Origin of the sequence: Aliidiomarina iranensis, assembly GCF_003987135.1 — a bacterium.
GTDB classification, from domain to species: domain Bacteria; phylum Pseudomonadota; class Gammaproteobacteria; order Enterobacterales; family Alteromonadaceae; genus Aliidiomarina; species Aliidiomarina iranensis.
This window is the reverse complement of sequence record NZ_PIPJ01000001.1, coordinates 264559-290269: the sequence shown is the minus strand read 5'-3', so window position 1 is coordinate 290269 and position 25711 is coordinate 264559. Positions and strand designations below refer to the sequence as shown.

The 25711-nt window shown below is 48.2% G+C and carries 25 protein-coding genes and 1 tRNA gene; 13 read left to right on the top strand and 13 right to left on the bottom strand.

Translation table 11 applies throughout. The annotated features are described in order from the left end of the window. Window positions 1–27: 27 nt before the first annotated feature. From CWE08_RS01315 to CWE08_RS01300, 4 genes are all read right to left on the bottom strand, one after another. Entirely contained in the window at window positions 28–687 is a 660-nt protein-coding gene (locus CWE08_RS01315; RefSeq protein ID WP_126764867.1) for an alpha/beta hydrolase, read from the bottom strand. Between the two features lie 35 nt (window positions 688–722). Beyond that, entirely contained in the window at window positions 723–1133 is a 411-nt protein-coding gene (locus CWE08_RS01310) for an OsmC family protein (protein ID WP_126764866.1), read from the bottom strand. Window positions 1134–1249: 116 nt separating this feature from the next. Next, window positions 1250–2794 carry a leucyl aminopeptidase family protein gene (locus CWE08_RS01305; RefSeq protein WP_126764865.1) on the bottom strand — a complete coding sequence of 515 codons (1545 nt, stop codon included), beginning with the start codon at window positions 2792–2794 and terminating at the stop codon, window positions 1250–1252. 127 nt (window positions 2795–2921) lie between these two features. Then, window positions 2922–5690: a bifunctional diguanylate cyclase/phosphodiesterase gene (locus CWE08_RS01300; RefSeq protein ID WP_126764864.1), complete on the bottom strand. Its 2769-nt coding sequence runs from the start codon at window positions 5688–5690 to the stop codon at window positions 2922–2924. Window positions 5691–5854: 164 nt separating this feature from the next. Between CWE08_RS01300 and CWE08_RS01295 the strand changes: the two genes are divergently transcribed. Then, window positions 5855–5931 (top strand) — tRNA-Arg (locus tag CWE08_RS01295). 416 nt (window positions 5932–6347) lie between these two features. Here the strand turns inward: CWE08_RS01295 and CWE08_RS01290 are convergent. Continuing rightward, window positions 6348–6551 carry an NAD-binding protein gene (locus CWE08_RS01290; protein WP_126764863.1) on the bottom strand — a complete coding sequence of 68 codons (204 nt, stop codon included), beginning with the start codon at window positions 6549–6551 and terminating at the stop codon, window positions 6348–6350. Window positions 6552–6697: 146 nt separating this feature from the next. Here CWE08_RS01290 and CWE08_RS12450 point away from each other — a divergent pair, with 146 nt between their 5' ends. From CWE08_RS12450 to CWE08_RS01250, 8 genes are all read left to right on the top strand, one after another. Further along, window positions 6698–6778: a potassium-transporting ATPase subunit F gene (locus CWE08_RS12450; protein WP_420837069.1), complete on the top strand. Its 81-nt coding sequence runs from the start codon at window positions 6698–6700 to the stop codon at window positions 6776–6778. Window positions 6779–6787: 9 nt separating this feature from the next. Beyond that, window positions 6788–8515 (top strand): potassium-transporting ATPase subunit KdpA, encoded by a 1728-nt coding sequence (gene kdpA, locus CWE08_RS01280; protein WP_126764861.1) that lies wholly within the window; start codon window positions 6788–6790, stop codon window positions 8513–8515. Between the two features lie 5 nt (window positions 8516–8520). After that, on the top strand, window positions 8521–10518 hold the full coding sequence (gene kdpB, locus CWE08_RS01275; protein ID WP_126764860.1) for a potassium-transporting ATPase subunit KdpB: 1998 nt from the start codon (window positions 8521–8523) through the stop codon (window positions 10516–10518). A gap of 10 nt (window positions 10519–10528) precedes the next feature. After that, window positions 10529–11131, top strand: coding sequence for a potassium-transporting ATPase subunit KdpC (gene kdpC, locus CWE08_RS01270; RefSeq protein ID WP_241973801.1), 603 nt, complete (start codon window positions 10529–10531; stop codon window positions 11129–11131). 22 nt (window positions 11132–11153) lie between these two features. After that, the gene (locus tag CWE08_RS01265; RefSeq protein ID WP_126764858.1) at window positions 11154–11888 is read left to right on the top strand and encodes a TorF family putative porin; all 735 of its coding nucleotides are present in this window, start codon (window positions 11154–11156) and stop codon (window positions 11886–11888) included. Further along, the gene (locus tag CWE08_RS01260) at window positions 11889–14573 is read left to right on the top strand and encodes a sensor histidine kinase (protein WP_126764856.1); all 2685 of its coding nucleotides are present in this window, start codon (window positions 11889–11891) and stop codon (window positions 14571–14573) included. Beyond that, on the top strand, window positions 14570–15256 hold the full coding sequence (locus CWE08_RS01255) for a response regulator transcription factor (protein WP_126764850.1): 687 nt from the start codon (window positions 14570–14572) through the stop codon (window positions 15254–15256). Before CWE08_RS01260 ends, CWE08_RS01255 begins: the two co-directional genes overlap by 4 nt. Window positions 15257–15335: 79 nt before the next feature. Then, window positions 15336–15521 (top strand): transposase, encoded by a 186-nt coding sequence (locus CWE08_RS01250; RefSeq protein WP_126764849.1) that lies wholly within the window; start codon window positions 15336–15338, stop codon window positions 15519–15521. A gap of 55 nt (window positions 15522–15576) precedes the next feature. On the opposite strand, the gene CWE08_RS01245 is transcribed toward CWE08_RS01250, so the two are convergent. The 4 genes from CWE08_RS01245 to CWE08_RS01230 form a co-directional block, all read right to left on the bottom strand. Continuing rightward, entirely contained in the window at window positions 15577–16215 is a 639-nt protein-coding gene (locus CWE08_RS01245) for a HipA domain-containing protein (protein ID WP_241973800.1), read from the bottom strand. Beyond that, complete coding sequence (locus tag CWE08_RS01240; protein WP_126764848.1) at window positions 16215–16490, bottom strand: helix-turn-helix domain-containing protein; 276 nt, start codon at window positions 16488–16490, stop codon at window positions 16215–16217. The genes CWE08_RS01245 and CWE08_RS01240 overlap by 1 nt, the downstream gene beginning before the upstream one ends. A gap of 294 nt (window positions 16491–16784) precedes the next feature. Continuing rightward, window positions 16785–17465 carry a response regulator gene (locus tag CWE08_RS01235; RefSeq protein ID WP_241973799.1) on the bottom strand — a complete coding sequence of 227 codons (681 nt, stop codon included), beginning with the start codon at window positions 17463–17465 and terminating at the stop codon, window positions 16785–16787. Further along, complete coding sequence (locus CWE08_RS01230) at window positions 17462–18682, bottom strand: sensor histidine kinase (protein WP_241973815.1); 1221 nt, start codon at window positions 18680–18682, stop codon at window positions 17462–17464. Before CWE08_RS01230 ends, CWE08_RS01235 begins: the two co-directional genes overlap by 4 nt. Before the next feature lie 72 nt (window positions 18683–18754). Here CWE08_RS01230 and CWE08_RS01225 point away from each other — a divergent pair, with 72 nt between their 5' ends. Then, window positions 18755–19501, top strand: a complete 747-nt coding sequence (locus CWE08_RS01225; RefSeq protein ID WP_126764846.1) for a hypothetical protein — start codon at window positions 18755–18757, stop codon at window positions 19499–19501. A gap of 137 nt (window positions 19502–19638) precedes the next feature. Here CWE08_RS01225 and CWE08_RS01220 read toward each other — a convergent pair whose 3' ends face one another. Together CWE08_RS01220 and CWE08_RS01215 are read right to left on the bottom strand one after the other, a co-directional pair. Next, window positions 19639–20235 carry a response regulator transcription factor gene (locus CWE08_RS01220; RefSeq protein ID WP_126764845.1) on the bottom strand — a complete coding sequence of 199 codons (597 nt, stop codon included), beginning with the start codon at window positions 20233–20235 and terminating at the stop codon, window positions 19639–19641. Next, window positions 20232–21314, bottom strand: coding sequence for a sensor histidine kinase (locus tag CWE08_RS01215; protein ID WP_126764844.1), 1083 nt, complete (start codon window positions 21312–21314; stop codon window positions 20232–20234). Before CWE08_RS01215 ends, CWE08_RS01220 begins: the two co-directional genes overlap by 4 nt. Window positions 21315–21482: 168 nt before the next feature. Between CWE08_RS01215 and CWE08_RS01210 the strand changes: the two genes are divergently transcribed. The 3 genes from CWE08_RS01210 to CWE08_RS01200 are packed head-to-tail and all read left to right on the top strand — an operon-like array spanning window position 21483 to window position 24265. Beyond that, a complete protein-coding gene (locus tag CWE08_RS01210) occupies window positions 21483–22229 on the top strand; it encodes an ABC transporter ATP-binding protein (protein WP_126764843.1) in 747 nt (248 codons plus the stop codon). Continuing rightward, window positions 22216–22971 carry an ABC transporter permease gene (locus CWE08_RS01205; RefSeq protein ID WP_241973798.1) on the top strand — a complete coding sequence of 252 codons (756 nt, stop codon included), beginning with the start codon at window positions 22216–22218 and terminating at the stop codon, window positions 22969–22971. Before CWE08_RS01210 ends, CWE08_RS01205 begins: the two co-directional genes overlap by 14 nt. A 28-nt stretch (window positions 22972–22999) precedes the next feature. After that, window positions 23000–24265, top strand: coding sequence for an amidohydrolase family protein (locus CWE08_RS01200; protein ID WP_126764842.1), 1266 nt, complete (start codon window positions 23000–23002; stop codon window positions 24263–24265). A 21-nt stretch (window positions 24266–24286) separates the two neighbouring features. Here CWE08_RS01200 and CWE08_RS01195 read toward each other — a convergent pair whose 3' ends face one another. After that, the gene (locus CWE08_RS01195) at window positions 24287–24922 is read right to left on the bottom strand and encodes a hypothetical protein (RefSeq protein WP_126764841.1); all 636 of its coding nucleotides are present in this window, start codon (window positions 24920–24922) and stop codon (window positions 24287–24289) included. A 161-nt stretch (window positions 24923–25083) separates the two neighbouring features. Beyond that, on the bottom strand, window positions 25084–25602 hold the full coding sequence (locus CWE08_RS01190; RefSeq protein ID WP_126764840.1) for a DUF805 domain-containing protein: 519 nt from the start codon (window positions 25600–25602) through the stop codon (window positions 25084–25086). Window positions 25603–25711: the final 109 nt, after the last annotated feature.

Sequence of the window (25711 nt, the reverse complement as noted above, 5' to 3'; positions counted from 1 at the left end):
CTTACATGCCATTGTAAAAGCGCACTACTAAGGCAATACTTTTTGCATAAATTGGCTGATGTGTTGTAGCTGCTCTGCACAAACTTGATGTGCCATTGGGTAGGTTTGATAGGTAACGGGATACCCGCGCTCGGTTAACCAAGATTTTGCCTGCTCACCAAGCTGAACAGGTACAATTGGATCTTGAGTACCATGCTGAATCAACATCGGCGTTGTTTTCTGCGCTTCGCTACATTGCACGGAATCTTTGGTTGCTAGATAGGTGGAAAGGCACATTACACCTGCCAGCTTTTGGTTGTAGCTAAGTGCAGCTTCATAAGCCACGGCACCACCTTGAGAGAAGCCGGCTAACACAATTCGTTCGGCCGGAATGCCACGTTCTATCTCGCGTTCAATAAGCGCAATCGTAGAAGCGGCCGATGCACGCAGTTGCGTTTCATCAACACTACGCTCGATCGACATTTCTAAAATATCGTACCAAGCTGGCATTTGCATGCCACCATTCACAGTAACCGGAATACGCGGTGCATGCGGAAAAATAAACCGCGTGTTTACACCTGCTGCAAACTGAATATGCGGCACAACAGGCTCAAAATCGTGGCCATCGGCACCTAAGCCATGCAACCAGATCACTGCTGCATTGGCGGATTCCTTCGGTTCAACTTCTACGCAAGGTAATAAACTCATGGTTCGTCCTATTTTTTAAACTCTCAACAACATGGTTATTTTAATTCGGTGGGGATTTCTAAATCAGTGTTTAACAATGTTTTATGAACAGGGCATTTATTGGCGATTTCCAGCAGCCGTTCACGCTGCTCATCCGAGAGGTTTCCTTCAAGTTTGATACTTCGGGAAATTGCCTCGTTGCCCTCATTGCCTTTTTCATGCCGCAGATCCACCGTTACCTTCTCAAGTGGCCACTCTTTGCGGGCAGCGTACATACGTAAGGTCATGGAAGTGCAGGCACCTAAACCAGCCATCACCATTTCCATTGGCGCAGGGCCCTCATCGGCGCCGCCTACTGATTCTGGTTCATCGGCTAACCAACGGTGATTATATGTGGTTACTTGATTGGTAAAAGGTGCCATTTTTTCTTCAACGCGCACACACCCTTCGCTTACTTCTTTACTCATGATGCTCTCCACATAACTTTGCAAACCGAAGTTTTATAAAAAAGCCCCGGATAACCGAGGCTTTGATAATACATTATTTCAAGCATAATGTGAGGTTTCACATGTATTTACCGGGTTTACTCAGCAGCGTAGATTTTTACCCACTCAGTAAGTAAGCGCACACCGTAACCTGTTGCGCCTTGCGGGTGAATACCGGTAGCACTTTGTACTCTTGCGTTGCCCGCCATATCAATGTGAACCCATGGGGTATCACCAGCAAAGTGCTGTAATAAGCGTGCGCCAGCCTGAGCACCGGGCGAACCCGTGTTCCGTAGATCAGCGATATCGCTGCTAACAATGTTCGCATAAGGGCCTAACGGAAGCTGCCACACTAACTCGTTAGTATTCTCACCAGCTTGGCGTAAGGTGCGAATAATGTCGTCCTGCTCGCTGAAAATCGCTGAGTAATCGGTGCCTAATGCGCCCACTTTAGCCCCTGTTAAGGTAGCAATATCGGCAATTACACGTGGGTTAAAATGTTCACGGGCATACCAAATGCCATCGGCCAATATTAATCGGCCCTCTGCATCCGTGTTTGCAACTTCGATAGTAGAGCCAGAGCCCGTGGTTACTACATCACCTGGTAACTGCGCTTCGCCAGAAATCAAATTGTGTGATAACGGTGCAACTGCCACTACATTAATCGGTGCTTGCTCTGCCGCTAATGCAGCCACTGCGCCAATCACAGCAGCAGCCCCAGCCTTATCGGTGGTCATTGCGCGAATAGAGGCCGAGGAAGTTTTTAAATTATAACCGCCAGTATCGAACGTATTTCCCTTTCCTACTAAGGCAATTGGTTGATCATCACTACCCTTCCAATGCGCTACCAGTAAGTGAGCTTTGTGCTGGCTACCCTGGCTCACGCCATATAAGGAACCCATGCCCAATTCTAAGATTTGCTCTGGGCCTAAAATGGTCACTTCAATACCCAGTGGTTCTAAGGCTTCTCGAGCCATTTCCGCGAATGCGGCTGGGTAGCCTGTGCTACCGGGTAAATTTACTAGTTCCCGTGCTAAAAACACACCATCGGCGAGGCTGCGTTTCGTTGCATAATGCGCCTCAGCTGTATTGGCATCAGCAACCAACCATTCAAAAACTTGGCTTGGGCGAGGTTCCGGCTCGCTCTTGAAACGATCAAAACGATAGTTTCTTAAATCAACGCCATGGGCCATAGCAGCAGTAACACGGCTATTCTCAGTAGCATCAGTGATAAGGCGCGTATCCACCTGAATCATTCCTGCTTTGGTACCGTTTACGTGGTTCGCTAAAGCCGCACCCATTTCTTCCGCATCAACACGCGGTAATTCCGCAGCACTACCCACACCCATCAATACCAAGCGCTCAACCGGAAGGCCTACAGGGGCAATGATTTCCAACTGCTGTTTCGCGCTGCCATCAAATTCACGCACTTGCATGGCGCGGTTTACCTGCGCGGCCGTTTCATTGCTCCAATTAGCCAAGCTCAATTCTTGGGTATCTGAAGGCACCAAAACTACAAGTGTTTCTGCACTTTCACTTGCACGTTCAGTAAAATTCGTTTTTGTTTGTAGATATTCCGCGGAAGCCGCCACAGGCGCCGCCAACAGCATCAATGCTGCTGCAAAACAGCTCAGAGTTTTCATTAGTTACATCCCATGTTGCAAAAAAATCGAAGGTTAGAGTGCAAAAAAACTGGTTTTTACGCAAGCAAAAGCCGACAAAGTGCAGGAATAAACCGTTGCATAGCAAGGGCACCGAGTTATGCGAGGGTTATTTCTTGTTCGGCTGCGGAAGTGCGTTTAAACGTGTTGGTTGGCTGAAATGAAAACCTTGGAAAATATCACAGCCTTGGCTAGTTAAGGCTTCAAATTGCGCTTTCGTTTCTACCCCCTCAGCAACCACGATTAAGCCCAAGGTCTTGCCGAGTGAAATAATACTTTGCGTGAGCTGTGGTTGCGCCAAACCTGCGGTTGCTTGATCTTGATTGGTAGACACAAATGACCGATCAATTTTCAGCTGATCAAGGGGCAGCCGCTGCAGGTAACTCAAGTTTGAATAGCCGGTACCAAAGTCATCGAGCGCAAAACGCACGCCTATACTTCTCAGTGCCTGCATTTTCACGATAATCGATTCGGTATTGCCGAGCAGCATTGATTCGGTTATTTCCAGAATTAGTTTATTTGCCGGCGCACCGGTATCTTGTAAGCACTGGGTTACCTCGGCAACAAAGTTATCTGCTTTGAGCTGCCTTACAGAAACATTTACTGACATGGTCCAATCAGAACGTATAGGATCATTCGACCAAGCAACCAGGGTTTCGCACGCGGTGTGCATTACCCATTTACCAAGCAGAAGAATATCACCGGATTGCTCCGCTATGGAGATAAAATCAACAGGGCTAATCATGCCCTTGACGGGATGAAACCAGCGCACCAAGGCCTCTACTCCCACGCAAGTTTGCTGGCAATTTACTTTTGTTTGGTAAAATAATTCAAGCTCGTTTTCAACAATACCGCGATGTAATTCACGTTGCATTTCCAAACGTGTATTTAATCGGGTTTGCAAATCATCATCAAAGAACACACTTGTGTTGCGGCCTGCATCTTTCGCTTCATACATGGCCTGATCAGCTTGTTGTAATACAAATTCTATATTTTCTGATTGCGGGCCAACCAGTGCTATACCAACACTTGCCGTTAACAAATAAGAGCCGCCTGCCAGTGCCAACGGATTTTGCATCTGAATATTTAATTGGCTAATAAAATCCTGAGTACGAGCAATTGCATTACCTTCAGAGGTACCCAAACCAGTTAGCAGAATAATAAACTCATCTGCCGACATTCGTGCAACCGTATCTTCTTCTTTAACCAAGCCCATCAACCGTTGCGCCACCAATAACAAAGCGCGATCGCCCTCTTCATGGCCCAAGCTATCATTCAATATTTTAAAGTTATCTAAATCAACTGATAGCACAGTTGAATATTGTTTTTTATAGCGGGCAGCCCAAATGCTCTTTTGTAATCTTTTTTGCAGGAGCGTTCGGTTAGGTAGGTGGGTGAGCACATCATAATACGCAAGCTCTTCTATTTGCTCTTGCGTTTCTCTTCGCTTGGTAACATCTAACATCACACCATGCCAAACTTCTGCTAAGTCGCCTGGTTCACCAGGCTCTGATTCAATAGCCACCCAAATCACTTTATTGCGAACAATAAATCGCCCTTCCCAGTGCAAAGTATGCCTATTTTTAACTGCCTCTTCTTCCGCCACCACAAAGCTCTCAATGTCTTCCGGGTGGGTACATGCAACTACATGTTCAAGGGCATCAGCAAGCGGTAAGGTGAGTGGTATAGCAAACAAATCGCGAGCCCGCTGGCTTAAATAAATGAATTCCCGAGTGCCATCTTCGTGTACCTTGATCTGATAAACACCAGCTGGAGTGAGTGCGGTTAGTTTTCCATATTGCTCGAGGCTGTGGAGCAGAGCTCCCTGCTTATCATGAATTTCCTGTTCTGCGTTTTCCAGAAAAAAGCGCGCTCGCCGTGCTGCAAACCAAAGCGCAAGAAAAGCAGCGAAAAGTACTGCAAACGGAATGATTAAACTATCAAACCAATCAGAAACAACCTGTGTTCGATTTCGCACCGCGATTACCGTAAGTTCATAATCGTTGAGCGGCTTCAGGTAGGCATAAGTTTGCTCAGTACCAGAATCATGCAATCGATACCGTTGATATTGATAAACACCTTCCGGTTCACCCATGAGCACCTGAAGTTCCTGAGATATTTTTGCATTATAAACGCTCGATAACGAATCTGCCGTGTGCTCAAGCAATAATGGATGTAAGTAAGCTAAATAGTTATCTGAGCGAATAAGGGAAACTTGAATACCGGCGGGAATTACAATATTCGACCATAATGGAAGCCCTTCCAAAAGCTCTATCCCCATTGCCATGAATCCTAAAAACTCACCGCTTTCAGAAAAAATAGGTGCTCGAACAGGGATAATCCAAGTGTCGAAAAACTCAAAATAGTAGGGTCTGCCCATATGAAACTTGGGATTGCTTGAAAATTCTGCAAAATCAGCAGCAGCGAGCTCCGTATCAAGCAACGAAGGTAAAGATTCATCTAATGGTGCGAAATCCGTAACCCAAAACTCACCGTCGGGCGTTATAAACGCAAGGCCTCGCACATTTTCCTGACGCTTAGTAATTCGCTGTAAATGCCGATGCGCTTGCGCTCTATCCGAAAAAAGGCCGTTATAAACAAGGTCGTTACCAACTGTATCCAAAAATAACTCAGTGCTCGCAAAATAGGATTTAATTCCCTGCTCAAGCATTTCCACTGAGTGCTTCAACTCATGCTGGCTCGCAGTAACCGAGCGATTCCACAATCCAACACAAATCACCAAAAAAAAGCCAAATAAAGCCCACGCAGCAACATTTACCACAGCCCGAAGCGAGCCCGTGTAAGAGTGTGTTACTGACGATCGAGGAATAATCCCAGGCTCTTCACGAGCCTGCTTACCCGCTTCTTTGGCACTCAAGCTAAATTCTCAAAATTAAATTACAGAAGCCACAATTTAACACTAAATCCAGTTTACGCAATGATTCTTACCAATCTAGGATAAATTAGATTAATTCCCCACACCACTGGACATAAGCACCGAAATTCCCTAAAATCCCCGCCTGCTCAACAAGCACCAATTATGCGCCCGTAGCTCAGCTGGATAGAGCGCTGCCCTCCGGAGGCAGAGGTCAGAGGTTCGAATCCTCTCGGGCGCGCCAACATAAGAAAACCACCCTCGCGGTGGTTTTTTTATGTTTGTGTGTTCGTAGGTGAGAACCTCTTCAGGTTCGACAAAATGGCAGGAAGCCATTTTGGACGCGCGAGCATCGCGAGTGCGCCCGCAGGGTGAGCGCCATGGATGGCGCAAATCAATCCTCTCGGGCGCGCCATCAAAGGCTTCCAAACATACCCCCCTATAACCCCATTACTCTATTTTGTATGAGCTGCGCTCACATTCAACTCACTGATGACATTTACCCCAAATCACTCAAACCATCCTCAAATTAGCCTGTGCCACATACGTGACAAATCCGTGACAAAATATTTTTGCTCGGATATTTGATACTACGGTTTTTGACCTTTGTTCTACTCTACGTTAGCTATCCAATAGTAAAGTTCAATATTCGCTCAATTTTCAATGATCGCATAATCTTGATGAAAGGATGATCAAATTAAGGGGGCATATCAAGTTGGCTCGCAGATCTTCACCGATAGCGACGATGATACCGTCACAGCTCTGCAAGTTCAGGTCGTTTAGTGCCCGCTCGTCGGTCGTATCTGCAATGACGGTGTGAGTTAAACGGTCTGCTAAGGGCTCGATCGCGCGCAAAGCTGCCATAAAGAACCCGTAAGAGTTGTTTACCACCTTCAGCTCATCCCTCCGCAGATTTTATGACTTCTTTACGCCCTTTCCAATTTTCGCTCTAGCGATTTTACACACCTCTTACCGATACTATATCTGTTCTCAATCACGTGGAGTTACCCATGCATATTTTACTTCTTCTGATATCCGTAGCGCTGATGCTCTATCTGCTTGATGTCATTAAAAATCCTGAAAAATATTAGGAGTCAGTGATGTTAGAAATATCCATTATTCTGGGGCTTGCAGTACTTCTCGCATGGCCTCTGGGACATTACATGACGAGCGTATACTCGGCTCGTCCGCACTGGGGAGATGTTGTATTTTCTCCCGTCGAACGCGTTATTTATAAAGTAACGGGCATTAATCCAGATCAGGGCATGGGGTGGAAGGCTTACGCCAAGTCACTCGTGCTTTTCAACCTGGTGCTCGGAGTTATCGCTTTCGCGGTACTGAAGTTTCAGCATCTATTACCGATGAACCCGGACAATATTGGTCCTCTGTCATGGGATTTAGCTTTACATACGGCGGTATCATTCCTCACCAATACCAACCAGCAGCACTACAGCGGTCAGGCACAGCTGACGTACCTGTCACAGGGTGTGCTCATCGTCACCCTTCAGTTTCTGACCCCGGCGATTGGTCTGGCAGCCTGCGTCGCAATCCTCAGAGGTATGGTCGGCGGTCTTAATAGCGAAACCGCCAAAGAGGGCGAAGCCCGTAACCTTGGTAACTTCTATACCGATGTTATTCGCGGAACCCTTCGTGTATTAATTCCGCTTGCGCTATTACTCGCCTTGCTGCTCACATCGCAAGGGGTTCCTAGTACATTCTCAGGCGCCGCCATGGCAACGCCAGTCGATGCTCAAGCAGGGCTTGAAGTGCAGGAAATCCCACGTGGCCCGGTTTCGGCGATGGTTGCCATTAAACAGCTGGGCACTAACGGCGGCGGTTTCTTCGGTCCGAACAGCTCCAATCCTTACGAGAATCCCACGCCAATCAGTAACATGCTGCAAACGATATCTTTGATCCTAGTACCCATCGCCATTGTGTTCATGGCCGGGCGACTAATCGGTAGAAAAAGCCTGAGCACTCTGGCGTTTACCGTCATGGCTACATTCAGCGTCACCATGGTCGCAGCAAGCGTCTACAGCGAGCGGCAAGAGAATGCAGCACTTGCAGGGCTCAGCGCTGCCGGCCCCAATATGGAAGGTAAAGAGGTGCGGTTTGGCACTGACCCCTCTGCGCTGTGGGCCACGCTTACCACACAGACGTCCAATGGTTCGGTGAATTCCATGCACGATTCACTCAACCCGATGGCAGGTTTAGTGACCAGAGCTGGCATGCTGATCAACTCAACCTGGGGTGGTATTGGCAGTGGCTTTATTAACTTTATTGTCTACCTGTGGATAGCCATTTTTATCGCCGGGTTGATGATTGGGCGCACCCCAGAACTCTTTGGGCGCAAGGTCGAAACCAAGGAAATCAAGGCGCTTGGTATGCTTATTGTTCTGCCCGCGATGGTGATCCTGGGGCTCACCGCGATTACCGTGGCCTTCCCTGCCCTGACAGGAAACAGTAATCCGGGCTTTCACGCAGTTTCTCAGGTCTTCTACGAGTACACCTCAGCCTTTGCCAACAACGGCTCAGGATTTGAGGGCCTCAACGATGACTCACCCTGGTGGAATGTCACAGCGGTGGTTGCGCTCATACTTGGTCGTTACCTGCCTATTCTGTTGCCGCTGGCTATCGCCGGCTGGATGGCAAGCAAGCGCGAAACCAAAGCGAAAGAGAATGCCATCAAGCTATCCGGCGCTACGTTCTGCGTCACCGTGATTGCCGTCATCCTGATTATTAACTTCCTGTCTTTCTTACCATCAGCGGTCATCGGCCCGATTGGTGAAGGACTTGAAATCGCCTCTGGCAACGCTTTCGTGGAGTAAGAACTATGTTAAACCCTAAAAGTTTATCGCTTGTAAAAACCTCGCTGGGTAAGCTGCATCCGCGCATAGCAATGCGCAACCCAGTGATGTTTGTGGTCTGGGTAAGCACGCTAATCACAGCTGCGTTTACCCTAACGAGTCTGGTCACCGGGCAGGATTTTGGCTTTCAGTTAGCCACGACATTGATCCTGTTTGCGACCTTATGTTTTTCAAATTACTCAGAGTCCGTAGCTGAAGAGCAAGGCAAGGGCCAGGCACAGAGCCTGAAGAAATCGCGCACGGCGCTAAAAGCGCGACTGATCCGCAAAGATCAGGAAACCTTCGTTGATGCCTCTAGGGTGAAAAAGAACGATCTGGTTACCGTCAAGGAAGGCGAAGTCATTCCGGTCGACGGAGAAATCGTCGAAGGGATCGCCACGGTCAATGAGTCAGCGGTAACCGGTGAGTCAGCCGCAGTGCTCCGCGAGGCTGGTGGCGACCGTTCCGGTGTAATCGGAGGTACCACGCTGCTGAGCGGCAACCTGGTAATTCGGGTTACCAGCGAGCCTGGCGCAACCTTTCTTGACCGGATGATAGCTCTGGTTGAAGGTGCCTCGCGGCAGAAAACACCAAATGAGATCGCCCTGACTGTATTGCTTGCAGCCCTCACGTTAGTGTTCCTGCTGGTTGTGGTTACCCTACCTCCTATGGCTGGATTCCTCGGCGTCAGTCTGGATATGGTGATGCTGATCGCACTACTGGTATGTCTAATTCCTACTACGATTGGTGGCCTTTTGCCTGCTATCGGTATTGCCGGTATGAACCGCGCGTTTAAAGCGAACATTATTGCCAAATCAGGTAAAGCGGTAGAGGTTGCCGGTGACATTGATGTTCTGTTACTTGATAAAACCGGCACCATCACATACGGCGACCGCCAGGCCACTGATTTCCTCCCCGTCGGTAAAGCGACAATGCAAGAGCTGGTTGACGCCAGTGTGCTGACATCCCTACAAGATTCGACTGCTGAGGGCAAGTCTATCGTTAAGCTGGCACATGAATCACGGTTTGAAAAGCCAGTGCTGCAGGGTGACTACGAGATCATTGCATTTTCCGCAGAAACGCGTTTGTCGGGCATTCAGCTATCCGAGCATGAGATCTCAGTGAAAGGTGCGCGCGATGCCATTGTCAACTGGGCTAAAGCAAGAGATCTCGCCATTCCCAAAGACCTGGACCCTGTTACCGAAAGTGTCTCCAAGCAAGGCGCGACCCCGCTGGTCGTGGCTAACCAATCCAAAATCTTGGGTGTGATTGCCCTGTCAGATGTGATTAAACCAGATATCAAAGAGCGCTTCACCAAGCTACGTAGTCTCGGCGTAAAAACCGTGATGGTTACCGGTGATAATCCAGTGACCGCGGGTGTCATAGCGGCTAAGGCGGGTGTCGATGATTTTATCGCAGAAGCCAAACCTGAGGACAAGCTTGCGCTGATTAAGGACTATCAAGCCCAGGGTCTGCTGGTCGCCATGGTCGGGGACGGAACCAACGACGCCCCAGCGTTAGCCCAGGCTGATATCGGTCTGGCAATGAACTCAGGAACACAGGCAGCCAAAGAAGCCGGTAACATGGTCGACCTCGACTCAGACCCTGCCAAGTTAATCTCGGTGGTGGAAATTGGTAAGCAACTTTTAGTGACTCGGGGCTCGCTGACCACCTTCTCGCTGGCCAATGATGTCGCGAAATACTTTGCGATTATCCCTGCGGTCTTCGCCGGCGCCCTGCCAGTGGTCGCAGGTTTAGACTTCATGAACCTCCATAGCCCCACCAGCGCCGTGTTATCAGCTTTGATCTTCAATGCCCTGATTATTCCTGTGCTAATACCGCTTGCCACCCGAGGCGTCAAGATGGGTAACGTTAACGCCGAGACGCTACTACGCAACAACATGCTGATGTTCGGCTTAGGCGGCCTAGTTGTTCCCTTTGTCGCGATTAAATTCATCGACATGATCCTCGCTACTATTGTTTAGGAGATACATTATGAATACTCACACTTCACCAGGTTTTGTGGAAAACGTGCGCATGTCCGGCGAATTCAAAAAATCGGCGATCTTTGCGCTATCCGGATTAATTTTGTGCGGCGGTTTATACACCACCGTGGCGACCTTAGCTGGTCTCGGCGTGTTTCCTGAACAGGCGCGCGGCAGTCTGATATATCAAGACAACGAACTGAGAGGTTCAACCTTAATTGCCCAGCCATTCACGGGCGATACGTATTTTCATTCCCGGCCAAGCTCGGTCGCGCATTTACCTACCGACACAGGCGGCAGCAACCTGGCTCCGAGTAACCCGGAACTGCGCGCGATCGCGCGTCAGCTCAGTCAATCAGTGAGCGCGCGGGAAGGCGTTGCACTCGCTGATATCCCCGTGGACATGATTTCAATGTCCGGTTCTGGCGTTGACCCACACATTTCTGAGCAGGCGGCGGCACTACAGATACCACGTATCGCGCGTGCCCGTGGCCTCGCACAAGAAAATATCGCCGCGCTGGTAGCGCAGCACACGGCGACACCGTCTTTCGGTGTTCTGGGTCAGTCTCGTGTCAACGTGCTGACGCTCAATCTTGCGCTTGATAATCAATAAACATTTTCGAGGAACAGACTCAATGAAAACTAAGACAGTAAGTATCACAATCGCGCTGCTTGCAGGCTTGTTCAGTTCTGCTACTCAGGCGGTTGAGACCAGTAAATGGCAAGTCTCCGGTGACGCCACGCTAACCACAAATTATGTTTTTCGTGGTATTTCTCAGACCAGCCGCGGCCCCGCTGTTCAGGTCACCTTTGCTACCGAGCACACATCTGGGCTCTACGCCAGCGTATGGGCTTCTAATGTGAATTTTGGTGAGGGTAGCCTTGAAGTAGATGGGACGCTTGGTTGGCGTGGTCAACTCAGTGCTTCCACAAGCTTGGATACCGGTGTCATCTATTACCATTACCCTGAGGAAGCAAGCGCCGATGAATATGACTATGCGGAAATTTTCGCAGCCCTCGATATTTATCAGTTCACCTTTGGCCTGCATCATAGCGATAACTATTTTGGTGCAGGCGTGGGTAGCTACCAGTATCTTTACCTGTCAGCACCGATCTTTGACTATGATGGATGGCAACTGAGTATTAGCGCAGGCTATAATCGCTTTTCATCGGCTTCCGATTACGCCAGCTTTCTTGGGGCTCCTGTCAATAATGACCGGGATTACTGGGACGGGCAGCTAACTTTGAGCCGTGATTTTGCCGATGGCTGGTCATCCAGCATTAGCTACGTGAACACCTCGGTGTCATCTGCCCAGTGTGGCGCAGACTGTGGCTCCCAATGGCTGTTGAATCTATCCCGGAGTTTTTAAATGATGCGCGCCCAGTCTAAAGCCGAGCGTTTGCTGCGCAAATTGAAGTCCTCAGAGTCAGGCAAACTCACGATATTTCTGGGCGCCGCGCCAGGTGTAGGTAAAACCTACGCGATGCTTAGCGCAGCGAAAGAGCGTCTGAATCAGGGCATTTCGGTGACACTGGGCGTGGTTGAAACTCATGGCCGCAAAGAAACCCAGGCCATGATTGAAGGTATTCAGCAACTGCCTCTACGCCAGGTTGAATACCAGGGGACGCCACTGACTGAGTTCGACATCGACGCCGCACTGCAACAAAAGCCAGCGCTGATCATCGTCGACGAGCTTGCCCATTCCAACATACCAAATAGCCGCAATAAGTTCAGGTACCAGGACGTTGGGGAGCTGCTCGCTGCAGGCATTGACGTGTATACCACGGTCAATATTCAGCATATGGCCAGCCTGAATGATGTCGTTCGTCAGGTCACTGGCGTGCGAGTCACAGAACTAGTGCCGGATTATATTTTTGACCTTGCCCATGAGATTATTCTGATAGACTTGCCACCTGACGGATTGGTGCAGCGATTGCAGGAAGGTAAAGTCTATCTGCCCGAATATGCTCGCTCTGCTTTGGAGCAGTTTTTTTCGCTGGAAAACCTGATTGCCTTACGCGAAATGGCGATTCGGGAAGTTCTGGTGCGGGTTGATACTAACTTATCAGACGAGCTGGTGTTAAAAGATAAGACGCCGTCCTACACCATTCAGGACAAACTGGTTGTACTGATTAGTGCCAACTCTCAACATGACTACCTGGTGCGCCTGGGCCGGCAAATTGCTGATCGTCGTCATATGCCCTGGTACGTGGTCTGGATTGATACGGGCAGGCCACAAAGCACCTCTCAGCGCATGCAGTTACGTCGTGATCTTGAACTTGCTGAAGAGCTAGGTGCAAAAACCATGACCCTAAAGGGTGCCACCAGCTACGACGCCGCAGTGAAGTTTCTGGAAGAGCAACGCATTAGTAACGTGCTCGTCGGCGCCCGCCGCCGCTGGCGTTTCAATGTCTGGTCAAAGCCTTTATACCGCAAGCTCATTGAGTCAAACCTGAATATTGAGGTGTCAATTTATCACCCCCCACAAATGTCCGTGAGTCCGCGCCGCACACTCAGACAAACGCCGATTCTTGGGCAAAAGCCGGGTTATCTGGTTGGTACATTGCTCACCGTGGTAGCCACTGTCTTAGCGTTAGCCATACTGCCGGTGGTCGGTGCTGGCAACGTCGCACTGATTTACGTGGCGGCGATTGTCACCACAGGACTAAAATTCGGCTCCAGACCAGCGCTCGCAACGGCATTGTTAGCGTTCTTGGCGTTCAACTTTTTCCTTACAGAACCCTTTTATACCTTTGCGGTGGATGAGCAGAATGATGTCGCCACACTGGTGTTCTTGCTTTTTATTGGCCTAATCAGCGGCCCCGCTGCTTCCCGCTTACGTCGCCAGTTCATGCTACTAAACGAATCCAGTCGTTTCTCTGACACCCTCCGCGATTCCGCAGAGACTCTCACCAAGGTCACCACCGAGGCGCAGGTATTCGAAACGTTTCACCGGGTGTGTCAGAACATGATCGAAGTAGAGGCGGCAGTGGTCATTCGTGACAATAGCCGAGCGATGAAATGTGTCGAGGGAAACCTGAAGCTCAATGACAAGCTGCGAGCAGGCATCGACTGGGTGTTTACGAATGGCAACACCGCGGGACGGTTTTCAAATACACTGTCTTCCCTCGATGAGGTTTTGCTGCCACTCGGCACTCAGTCCCGACCTAACGCAGTAGCCGTACTCAAGGTCCCGGCTTCGGTACGTCAATTATCACTGTTTCAGCAACAGTTGCTCGAGTCCATGCAGCAGCAGTGCGGTACTGCCCTGCAGCGTATTCAGCTGGCCAGCGCGCTGGAGAACACCAAGATATCAATGGAAGTAGAGCAACTTCGCACCGCCTTGCTGTCATCTGTATCTCACGATCTTAAGTCACCGCTATCTTCGATGATGGGGTCTGCAGAATTACTGCGCTTTCGTTTTCAGCAAATCAGCGAGAATGACCGGATAGAACTGATCGACGGCATTATCAGTGAGAGCAAACGGCTAGAAAACTACATTCAGAACCTTCTCGACATGACACGCCTGGGTTACGGCGAACTAAAACTTGAACGTGACTGGGTTGAGATGGATGATGTCATTTCGAGCACCACCAAACGACTCAAGCGCTATTATCCTGACATTGAACTGCGGGTCAGCGTGTCCGGCAAGCATGCACCGATATACGTCCACGGCGCATTGATAGAACAGGGCCTTTTTAATATTCTCGAAAATGCCGCGCGCTTCTCGCCCCCTGACGCTCCGGTGTGTATTGAGCATCTGTGGACTCATGAGTATCTGGAAATCGAAATTAAAGATTCAGGCCCCGGGATTTCGGACGAAGTCGCAGAAAAAGTGTTTGATATGTTTTACGTAGTTGCCGACGGCGACTCTAAGAAAAATAATACGGGGATGGGCTTAGCCATCTGCCGGGGGATGATTGGTGCGCACGGCGGTGAAGTGTTCGTCGACAACAAGCGTATCACCGACCAGGGCACGTGCTTTGTTATTCGGTTGCCGTTAGATCAAAGAAACCAGCCCAACACCAGCCAATCAAACAAGGCGATATCATGAACGGACAAGTCTTAATCATTGATGACGAAGCAAAAATTCGTCGTTTACTCAGTATTACGCTGCAGAGCGAGAATTATACGGTGGTCGAAGCTGACAGTGGAACCGCTGGGATCAAACTCGCCGCCCGCCATCAGCCTGAAGCTATTCTTCTTGATCTTGGCCTACCTGACATTGATGGTCAGGAGGTGCTGTTAAAGCTCAGAGAATTTACCGACGTGCCCATTTTAATTCTTTCGGTGCGCGATGCTGACGCCGAAAAAGTGAAAGGTCTCGACAATGGCGCCCAGGATTACGTGACCAAGCCTTTCAGTGTTGAAGAGCTGCTCGCACGATTGCGCGGGTGCCTGCGCGATTACCGCAAGAAGAACGATGTTGTGACGGACATCAACGACGGCAATCTCTATATCAATTTCGCCTCGCGGGAGGTCATTATCAACGGCGAACCTGTCGAGTTGACACCAAAAGAATATGCCGTGCTGTCTCTGCTTGCCAGGCTACGTAACCGTGTCGTTACCCAAGAGCAAATCTTAAAGGTGATTTGGGGGGAAACCCATGTTCACGATACCCACTATCTACGCATTGTGATTAGCCATCTGCGCCAAAAGCTGGGCGACTCCCCCACCACGCCCCGCTACATTCTCACCGACCCAGGGGTAGGCTACAGGCTTATCTTCGCACGGTAGGCTGTTCTGTAACTACCCAAAAAAAATAGTACAGCTCACTCGTAGAATTTCTTTTAAACTAAAAGAAAGGAGCTTTACGATGAGCAAACGCATGGCTGAAAGCCAGATTGTGGCGATTTTAAAAGAAGCCGAGGCCGGAATGCCGGTGAAAGATATCTGCCGTAAGTACGGCATTGGTAACGCAACGTTTCATAAATGGCGTGTAAAGTATTCATCCCTAACTCCCTTTATCTTAAAACCTGTTGTGAGTTTTGGTAAGGCCTGAGTATTCTATACACCTTCTATTCGCTGAAAATACTCACGTTACCAATCGGGTAGATTCATTCGATCAGAAGTCGACGTTTACGCTCAAGCATACCCTCAAAAATAGGAGTCGAAACGCGCGTCGGAAAATCATCCGGCAAATCATTTTTCACTCGTTCAATAACATCATCCACTTTATTGCATAGGGTTGTGATGATTTCGCTCATTCGGCTCGGGCTAAATTCAGCTTCTTTTGCGGTATTTAAAAAATGCCGCCGAAAAATTTGGTAGATACGCCATTTCTTTCCACTCGACCCTCGCAAGCTCATCGCAAGTTTTAAATCAGGAATATTCAGGCCGTTTCCACCAATTGCAGTATGAGCAGAAATGATGTCATAAAGCGGTGTTAACCGGTAGGTACCATGGGGCTCGATGTGTATAGAGAAGTTCTTTGCGGGCGCATCAAAACCAAATGCTTTTGCAATTCTTAGGCACAACATCTCATTCTCAACGCTATCCGTCAGGTCAATCGTGTGATCATGGCTTTGAATCTTCCCAACAGGAAGCTTGATGATGTGTGTAGTTGGGGTGTTACCTTTTGGAATACACCATACGTTGTCTATTTTTAGAAGGGCTGTTTTTTCCTGAGCGCCGGAATCACTTCGGCTCAAGTAGCCTACGCGGTAGCCGTTCATATAAATAGCGAGTGTATTCATTACCAATCCTCACTCCATTTGGCATCGGGCAACACAGAGTTAGAATTAGTCTTCAGGTCATTGCTATTCTTAGGTTTTACTGACAACTCAAGCTCTAAAGCTGATAGTAAACGAAACAAAGTATCAAGCTGCATTTTCTCTGGCATTGATTCAAATTTAGAAACCGTTCCTTGCCTAAGCCCAACTAAATCACCAACCTTTGCTTGACTAAGGCCGCGAGTTCTTCGTTTATCTCGTATGTAGTTTGATAATGATTTGGGATCAGTAATTTTCATTGCGCTCTTTTTATAAGTGAGTTCATATAAATCTTATTTTAGACGCACTTGCATATAAGTTAATTTTCATACGCGAGTGCGTATAGTTAGTTCTTATAGGGGCCGGTATAGGAATATTTTTCTGGGGAGTTTCGAAGCTGCCCAAAAACCTCACAAGAACTAAGGGCCCATCGCTCAATTTAATATTTTGTAGCTCGTTTCCTCATTCGAGCTACCTTAAGCTTTCATCTGATTAGAACTTGTTATTCTGAGGAGCTAGTTAGTGACAGAGAGCAGCAAAAAGTTCCCTTAGCGTTAACAAAACCCGATAAGCCCCAACTCTATAGCCCTTAAAACTGCGCGCGTTCGGTCTCGTACACCAAGCTTCGACATAATGGCACTAACTTGATTTTTCACCGTGCCTTCCGATTTAAACAAGGCCTCCGCAATTTCCTTATTTGAACAGCCTGCTGCAATGAGGCGCAGTATTTCTAATTCTTTTGGGGACAGCGCCTCTGGTGTGTCAAATGCCTCAAATTCAGAATGTAAACCTTGTAATCCGTTTAAAAGCGAGGTGGTAATGGTGGGTTGAATCATTGACTCGCCAGCGATTATTCGCTCAATACCACTCACCAGCATTTCGAGTTCTACGTCTTTAAGTAGGTACCCTCGCGCTCCTGCTTTCAGCGCATCTAGAAGCATATTGTGGTCGTCAAAGGTGGTGAGAATCAAAACCGGAATTTTTATATTGTCTGTACGCATGGCTTGTAGAAGCTCAATACCATTCATTTTCGGCATTCTTAAGTCGAGCAGAATTATATCAATATCGCTGCCATGGGCTTTGGCCCGCGCAAGCGCCTCTTCACCATCTGCAGCTTCATGCGCTACTTCAATGTGAGCTGAAAGCGACAGTAAGCTCGCTAAGCCTTGTCGAATTAATTTTTGGTCATCGACTAACATAACTCGGTGCTTTTCGGGTGAATGCAAAGTTCTCATAAACCCACCGGGATTCTGAGGCAAATCAAAACGCCGCGCGTTTGGCGCTCAACGGTTACAGTGCCATTGAAGCTTTTTAGCCGCTCCTGCATGCCGTTCAGGCCGTTGCCAAATTCGATCGGTTTGCTGCTCTGACCGTTGTCTTTAACACGCACCACAAGTTCGCGTTCGGATTGCTGCACCTCAATTCCTACCTGGGTGGCTTTGCCATGTCGCACGCTATTAGTCACGCTTTCCTGAACACCGCGCAAAATTGCGAGCGCTTGTTCTAAATTGAGTACCGCAACTTTGTTTGGAAATGCCAATGAAACCTCAATGCCCGGTAAATTTTTGACCAGAGCCTCAAGTGCTTCGCGCAAATTTAGTTGTTCATGTTCACGCATTTCGCTTACGGCAACACGCACATCTGCGAGCAGTAATGTCGAAATCGTACGAGAACGCTCTACTTCGACGTTCAGTGCTTCAGGTACTTTGCGCGCCAGCACCTGCAGTTGTACGGAAAGCGCGGTAAGATGATGGCCTACAAGGTCATGAATGTCGCGGGCAATGCGCAACCGCTCTTCCTGTTGCGACGCCTCTTTCACCAGTGACTGCATGGCAATAAGCTCTCGATTCGCCTGCTCTGCCCGTTCTTTTTGGAATTCTGCATTGCGCCGCGACTCCATCATAATAAGCGCGAACACATTAAACGTAGTGAACAGCACCCCAGTAATGACAATGCCGTCGGGCTGCCAACGCAAAGCATGCGTGCTCCACGCAACAAAACTCCAGATTGGCGTGAGCCAAAGCGCCCAGCGAACAGGCATAAAATAAGGGAGCTGCGCCGACCACACCACTAATAAAATAGCACTAAACATATTGGGTGTGGTGTACATTACTGAACAAATTACTACAAATTGACCACCAATTATTAAGTGCCGGAGCCATCTCGAGCGCGGTAATTCGTCGCTTGTATTGATGAAGAATGTAACCGTAAAAGTTGCATACAGTAACGCCAACAAAGCAAGCCTTGAGGTAGTTGCGTTGGTCGTTGAGAGCAACAGCCATAAGTCGAAAGCGGCCACCACCAGCACGGTGCCAATCCCGCTTAATCGATCAGCATTTAGTTGTAATTTTTTCAATTCCATTGCTTCAGTATGCAAGCAAGCGTGTAAATCACCAATAGGCCAAAAGTCATTTTTAAAGTTGTGACTTCTGTCACTAACGTGCATTTTCATTGCCACCTAAAATTTCCTCCAAGGTGAAAGAGGCCTGCTCTTCACCCCTATATTCTCGGAGGAGTGGCAATTATGTTAACCATCTACCAACTTACTGTAGCAATTCACGTACTGGCTGGAGCACTCGCTCTCTGCCTGTTTTGGGTGCCTGTGCTTACGCGTAAAGGCGGTTTAAATCACAAAAAATTCGGCAATATCTATGGCTCCAGTATGCATGTGGTTGCGTTCACTGGCATTTTTGCTTCCGTAATGGTGCTTTTGTTCAGTACGGCCGTAAAACCTGAACTTGCGGCGGTTCCCCACCTCACAGAAGTGCGATTACAACAAACCTATATTTTTGCTTGGTTTCTGATTCATCTTGGCATTTTAATTCACTGCGCCATTATCCACGGAAATCAAGTGCTTGAGCACAAACGCAAGCGTGATGGCCTGAAAACCCCCTTACCTCTAGCCATCAACGGAGTGCTTGCAATCAATGGCTTAGCACTCAGCGCTTTTGGGCTCCTAAACAACCTCATTCTACTCATTGTATTTGGCGCACTTGGGCTCGTAATTGGTGTGTCTAACTTGATTTATATCTATCGCAAAAACGTGTCTCCAACGGCTTGGTTGCGTGAACATTTGGGGGCCTATCTCGGGTCTGGAATTGGTGCCTACACGGCTTTTATCGTGTTTGGTGGAAATTTGTTACTGAACGCTAGTGGCTGGATGCAAACCGCCCTTTGGCTCGCGCCTGGAGTTATTGGGTCATTCTTCATCGCCAAACTCTCAAAGAAATATGACCCGCCACGTAAAGCTCAATCTTTAGTCACTAAATAAGGATTTATTACGAAAATCGTACTTATTTTTACGCTTGCCGTGTGCGCTCTTGCGGGTGTTGAAACACATCGCCAACTTGCACAGCCGCTTGGTCAGGAGAACGACAAAGCACTGTATGAATTGCTAAACGCGAAGGCTCACAACCAACCTTTCTGATGCGCAATGCGGGCGGCCTCCACTCTATTGCTCGCATGCATCTTACTAATAGCTTCGGAGAGGTAATTACGTGCTGTACCTTCGGCAATAAATAGCTTCTGCGCGATAACTTGTGTGCTTAAACCTTCTCCGGCAAGGCGCAACGCTTGTCGCTCTCTCTCGGTGAGCGGATCTTGGTGTCCAATGGCTTGCATTAACAACTCGTTGCTGATGACTTGCTGCCCAGCAATCACTTGCTGCAATGAGCTTATTAACACTTTTATCGGGGCATCTTTTAACAAAAAACCGTTCACGCCAGCGTCAATAGCCCTTTTTATATAGCCCGCACGATTAAACGTAGTCATAATTACGCAGCGCACGTCTGGCTGAGCTTGTTTTACCCATTGCACAAGTTCTAAACCGGAGAGGTGTGGCATTTCAATGTCGGTGAGTAACACATCATAAGTATTACGTTGCAGCTTTTCTTTCGCTTCCCTGCCATCACTCGCCTCATCTACCTCGTAGTCGGTTTCTAATTGCATCAGGCTGGCCAATGCGGTACGCACCATGGCTTGGTCTTCGGCTAATAGAATTTTCATAGCGGCCCCTCAATGAACTTCGGAAAGAGTAGCGATACCGCGCACCCCGTTTGGGTATTCACCTTCACTGAACCTCCGAGCTCATGCATTCGTAACTGAACTCCCTGCAAACCATTTCCAGTGCTTATGTCTGTGCAGGGGCCATTGTCTTCAATCTTTATCTGGTAGGTATCGGCGCTTTCATCAAAGTGAATCTCACAGCGCTGCCCTTTGCTATGACGAATAATATTGGTGACCAATTCCGTTAATGCTAACACCACCGCGGTTTCTCTTTCTGTATCCATAGCCGGCGGTTGCCCCGAAATCTGAGTGTCAAAGCCTGCATCTTTGAGGCGCTGTACGAGCCGGTTTAACTCAAGATTCAATCCGCCATGCTTATAGCCAGACACACTTTGCCTCACTTGCGAGAGGCTTGCGCGCGCTATTTCACTTAATTCGGCTAATTGCACACCTGCCTGCTTATACTGTTGCTTAGCCAACTGCGCTTGCGCTAGATCAGACTTCAAAACAATGCTTGAGAGTGTATGGCCCAAAATATCATGCAAATCGCGAGCAATACGCTCTCGTTCCACTCGCGTTGCGAGGCGCTCTATTTCTTCTTGGCTTTTTCGCTCTGCCTCTGCATGGCGCTGCCGCAAACGCTCTACACGCCCAAAAATGGCTACCGTAATTACAATCACAGCACCATAATGGAAGAACAAATCCCAACGTGTACCTACACCAAATTGAAACACTGCAAGAGTTGCAACAATACCAATTACACTGGCAAGTGCGATGGGCCATCGATAAGCGAAGCCCACGAAAAAACCAACATAACTGAATAGCGCGACTGAACCTGGATTCAGCGGCGTGGTAGCCACAGCAAGAAAGTACATAGCGAGGATGGGTAGCAGCATTTGCTCAGGCTGCAAATTAAAGCAATATAAATACAGCCCCACAAAAACGATAAGCGCAACAACGAGCACCGCAATTTCCCAGAGCGGATAAGGAAAAAGCACCAGAGGCAACACGTAGAAGCCTAAATTAAATAGATAAATCCACGCGTATTTGCGCTCATCTTGAGTGTTCTGTGCGGTCATTTTTGCCTCACTCTAAATAATTCTATTCTCATTATGCGATCTGCCCCAACTAAACACTAGTGACAGTTGTCATGTGTAATTGCTGACATTTGCAACTGCCGGCAGCCCTTAGCCCTCCCTAAACTGGCATTCAACCAAGTATGTTTAACAAATAAAAGGCGTGAACTGATGGCTTCTCAAGTAACACAAAAACCGGCTCTCTATATTCGGTCGCTTACCAAATATTACGGGAAAAAATTAGCGCTTAACCAAGTGAGTCTTCGCGCATATTCAGGCGAAGTAATTGCGGTATTAGGCAAGAATGGCGCGGGCAAAACCACCACCCTTCATTGCGCACTTGGCTTGCATGAGTTCAATTGTGAACACATGGAAATTCTCGGCGAAGTATCCACGCACTCAGAGCGCTCTTTGTCACTCAAGGCTCGAATCGGCGTAATGATGCAAGTCGGCTCGGCCAATGCCAACCTCACCGTATTTGAGCAACTCGATTTGTTCTGCAGTTATTATCCAGGCGGATATACGCCCGCTGAACTTCTAGAAATCTTTTCATTACAAAAAATTGCTCATCAACGCTTTGGCAAACTCTCTGGAGGGCAACGCCAACAAGTGCTTTTCGCACTGGCCTTGGCCGGAAAGCCCGATTTACTCTTCCTTGATGAACCAACGGTCGGTATGGACATTGAAGCGCGCCATCTACTGTGGCGCCAAATTAACGCGCTCAAGGAGCAAGGGTGCGCCATTGTGCTGACCACCCATTATATTGAGGAAGCCGAGCGACTCGCAGACCGCGTCGCGATAATCCACAAGGGTAAAGTCATGCAAGAAGACACCCTAGCCGCCGTCATTGGCGATCAGCAATCCCTAGAAGAAGCCTATTTGTCATTTATTAAGGAGCAAGCTCATGGCTCACGCTAATTCAATGCAAATTCACAAAGTTTATTTAAAAGAGAGTCTTTATGACTTACTGAGCCTGTGGCGAACGCCCGCATTTTTTCTACCGGCGATTCTATTTCCCGTGGTTTTCTATATTTTCTTTGGTGTGGTTTTTAACTTTAGCGCTGCCCAAAGTGAATACATGCTGGTTTCCTACGCATGCTTTGGCATGATGGGCCCTGCCATGTTTAACTTCGCAACCGCTGTTGCCAGCGATCGCGCACATGGCTGGCTTACTTTAAAGCGCATTTCACCTATGCCTTTTAGCGCTTACTTGGTGGCAAAATTATTCAGTAGCACCGTATTCGCTGCAATGATTGCAATTATACTTTTTGTCGTCGCCGCAACGCTTGCCGATGTTGAGCTTTGGCGATGGCAGTGGATTATACTTTTTGCAGTGCTTATCGTTGGCTCACTTCCATTTGCACTTATAGGACTTATTCTTGGTTTATACCTATCTGACAAAGCAGCGCCAGCAATCGTAAATCTCATCTATTTACCGATGGCTTTTCTTTCGGGGCTTTGGATACCGATTCAGTTTTTACCAGACCTTGTAGGCAAACTCGCTTATGCCCTACCGGCGTTTCACTATGCACAGCTCTCTCACAAGGTGATTGGCACCGATTTACAGCAACCGGTGTGGTTACATTTACTTTTGCTTATCGGATTTACCGCCTTATTCATCGCCATTGCCCGTTATCGCTTTCATAGACTCAGCAAATAATCACGCTTCAGATTTGAGGAACTTAACCATGAAACAAAAAATCGTTCTCTTACTCCCGTTGGTTGCAGTGATATCCGTATTCCTCTTGCTACCCACGCCTGCTCATAACCCCAAAACAGAGGGGCAGTCTTTTATTTTAGGACCTGTTCAGATCTTCGATGGTACAGAAGTGGTAGAAGCCTCATTCATTGAAGTTCAAAACGGCATGATTGTTGCCCTCCATAACGCTCAACCCGAGAGTGACTTAGCGTTCATCCAAGGTAACCATCAATGGGTGATACCCGGCCTTATCGATGCACATGTGCATGCTTGGGGAGGCGCGCTTGAGGACAACCTTGCACGCGGCGTCACCACCGTTTTAGATATGTTCGGCGACCCGAGATTTCTTGCGCAACATAAGTCCACACGAAGCAATAGAGAGTTTTCCAACCAAGCAGACCTATTTGGCGCGGGTCTGCTTATAACAGCTCCACAAGGTCATGGTACTCAATATGGCATTCAAGTCAGTACACTCAGCCACCCCGATCAGGCGATGTCACTTATCTCTGAACGCATCAATACCGGCTCAGATTTTATTAAAATTGTTTACACCCACGAAGGTGCAGGCTATGCACATGCGCCCTCGATATCAAAATCTGAGTTGGAAGCATCCATTAAAGCCGCGCATGCTCAAAATTTGATGGCGGTAGTACACATCTCCGATGCGCAATCGGCAATGGATGCCGTTCAAGCCGGCGCCGACGGCCTTGTTCACAGCTTCTTCGATGAAGTGATTAGTGACGAACTGGTGGCTCTCATGCAGGACAATCACGTTTTTGTCATTCCTACTATGGTGGTTTATGAGGGCATGTTGCGCGGGAGTATTAATGAACGTGCTTTATTCTCTAACGACGATTTAAATATAGAGCGCTCCGCCCGCGCAACGCTCTCACGAACGTTTAATAACACAGAGTTCCCAGCGCACTTTTATTCAAACTTGCTCGAGACGACTAAAAAGCTCCACAGTGCCGGCATTTCAGTGCTTGCGGGAAGTGATGCGCCAAATCCGAACACCGCACACGGCTGGTCTTTAATCATTGAGCTTATGTTGCTTGAAGAAGCCGGGTTACCCGCGAGCACAGTGCTCAGCGCCGCAACACAACAACCGGCACTGGCGTTTAACTTACCGGAGCGTGGCATGATAGCACCCGGCATGCGCGCCGATATGCTGCTTCTACAAGACTCACCTTTCGAACAGCTTGATACGCTGCTCACACCAAAAGGAATTTGGAAAAATGGCTTTAGAGTGAAATGACTCGCCAGTCTAGCAACCACTTCATTGTCCAAGCCCATATTGTGACTCGCACCTGCCGAGCGTTTCCTGAATAACATTCGCTGAATCCAACCCTTGCTGGATTCGGCGACCACGACTTTGCCCTTCAGCCAACACCTGTTGTTCCAATTGCGCGGCATTCGTATCAGGGTTAACTTGAATATGTCTACGCATAGCAAATCTCGTACGCTCCGACGCCATTGCGCGCTGCGCAGGATTGAATGCTCCTAATAACCAGTATGAGACAGCACAGTCAAAGTCACTGGTTAAATCGATGGCCGTTATCTTTGGCGTGAATCCGTAAAGATCATCGCATGCTGCCAATGTTTGGATAGCACTTAGTTGAGCACTTCTATCTTGTGAATCAAGGTCGTCCTTTATTGAGGCCTCAGGAAACAAAACAACGTTTCCATTCACTCCTAACTGCAAGGAATTCGATTTACCTTGCACGAATCGATTGAGATCCACCGCAAAATTATTCCCACTTCCAGATATTGAGGGATTGAGTTGATAAGTTCGAATTAAATGCCAAGCACGTTCTCTCACATCAATTTGCTCATAGTCGACGATCACCCGGTTGGCTGCCGATGCGTGAGAAACCTGCAGATAATTCACAGCACACCGTCCAGCTTGCTTCATAACGTCTTCAGTACTCAATGCTGGATTACAAAATAGCGTGAATAGCAGTCCACAAATTATAGTTTTCAGTCTCAGGTGAAACACCTTCATATCTTTACCCTCATGAATATCCATGACAAAGATATAGCACAAGGGTTGGATTTTTTAGAAATCAAGGAGCATCAATTATTCTTAGTTCTTAAACTGGGCATCGCCAAATAATAAAGAACAAGCAGCACGCCAAACGGCACGAGGTACATGAGCTGCCACCAGACGCTTTGGCCGGCATCTCGGAGCCTGCGGGTCGAAACAGCAAGGAAGGGAATTAGAAGAATAATGGCTACTGCGCTTGCCACTGCCAAGTGAATGGTTTCAGCGAGCGCTAAAGCAAGTACAAAGAAAATAAAGAACCACCAAAATTCATAGCGCTCTGCGCGGCTTTGAAAATCATCAAAGTCTTTCAGAGTATTCAATATAATTGTAAACGCGCGCTTCGGAGCTGGTTGGTCTGAAGCCGTAAATGTTTGCGCATCGACTGCAAATACGGCGGCCAAGGCTTTCACTGTTTCTTGTGACGCCGTGCCCCTTTTCTCTAAACGCTGAATGGTTCTTAAATTGACACCGCAAAACTCACTGAGCTGCTCTTGCGACCAGCCCTTTTGCGTGCGTAATTGTTTTACTTTTTCGCTATTAATATTCATGCCGCAGCAACTCCTTGTTGTGCTTACTCACTCACTTGCTCGCTTAATTGCTTGAGTGTTTGAGTACTTGAGTACTTGAGTACTTGAGTGCAATTGATTAACTGCAACT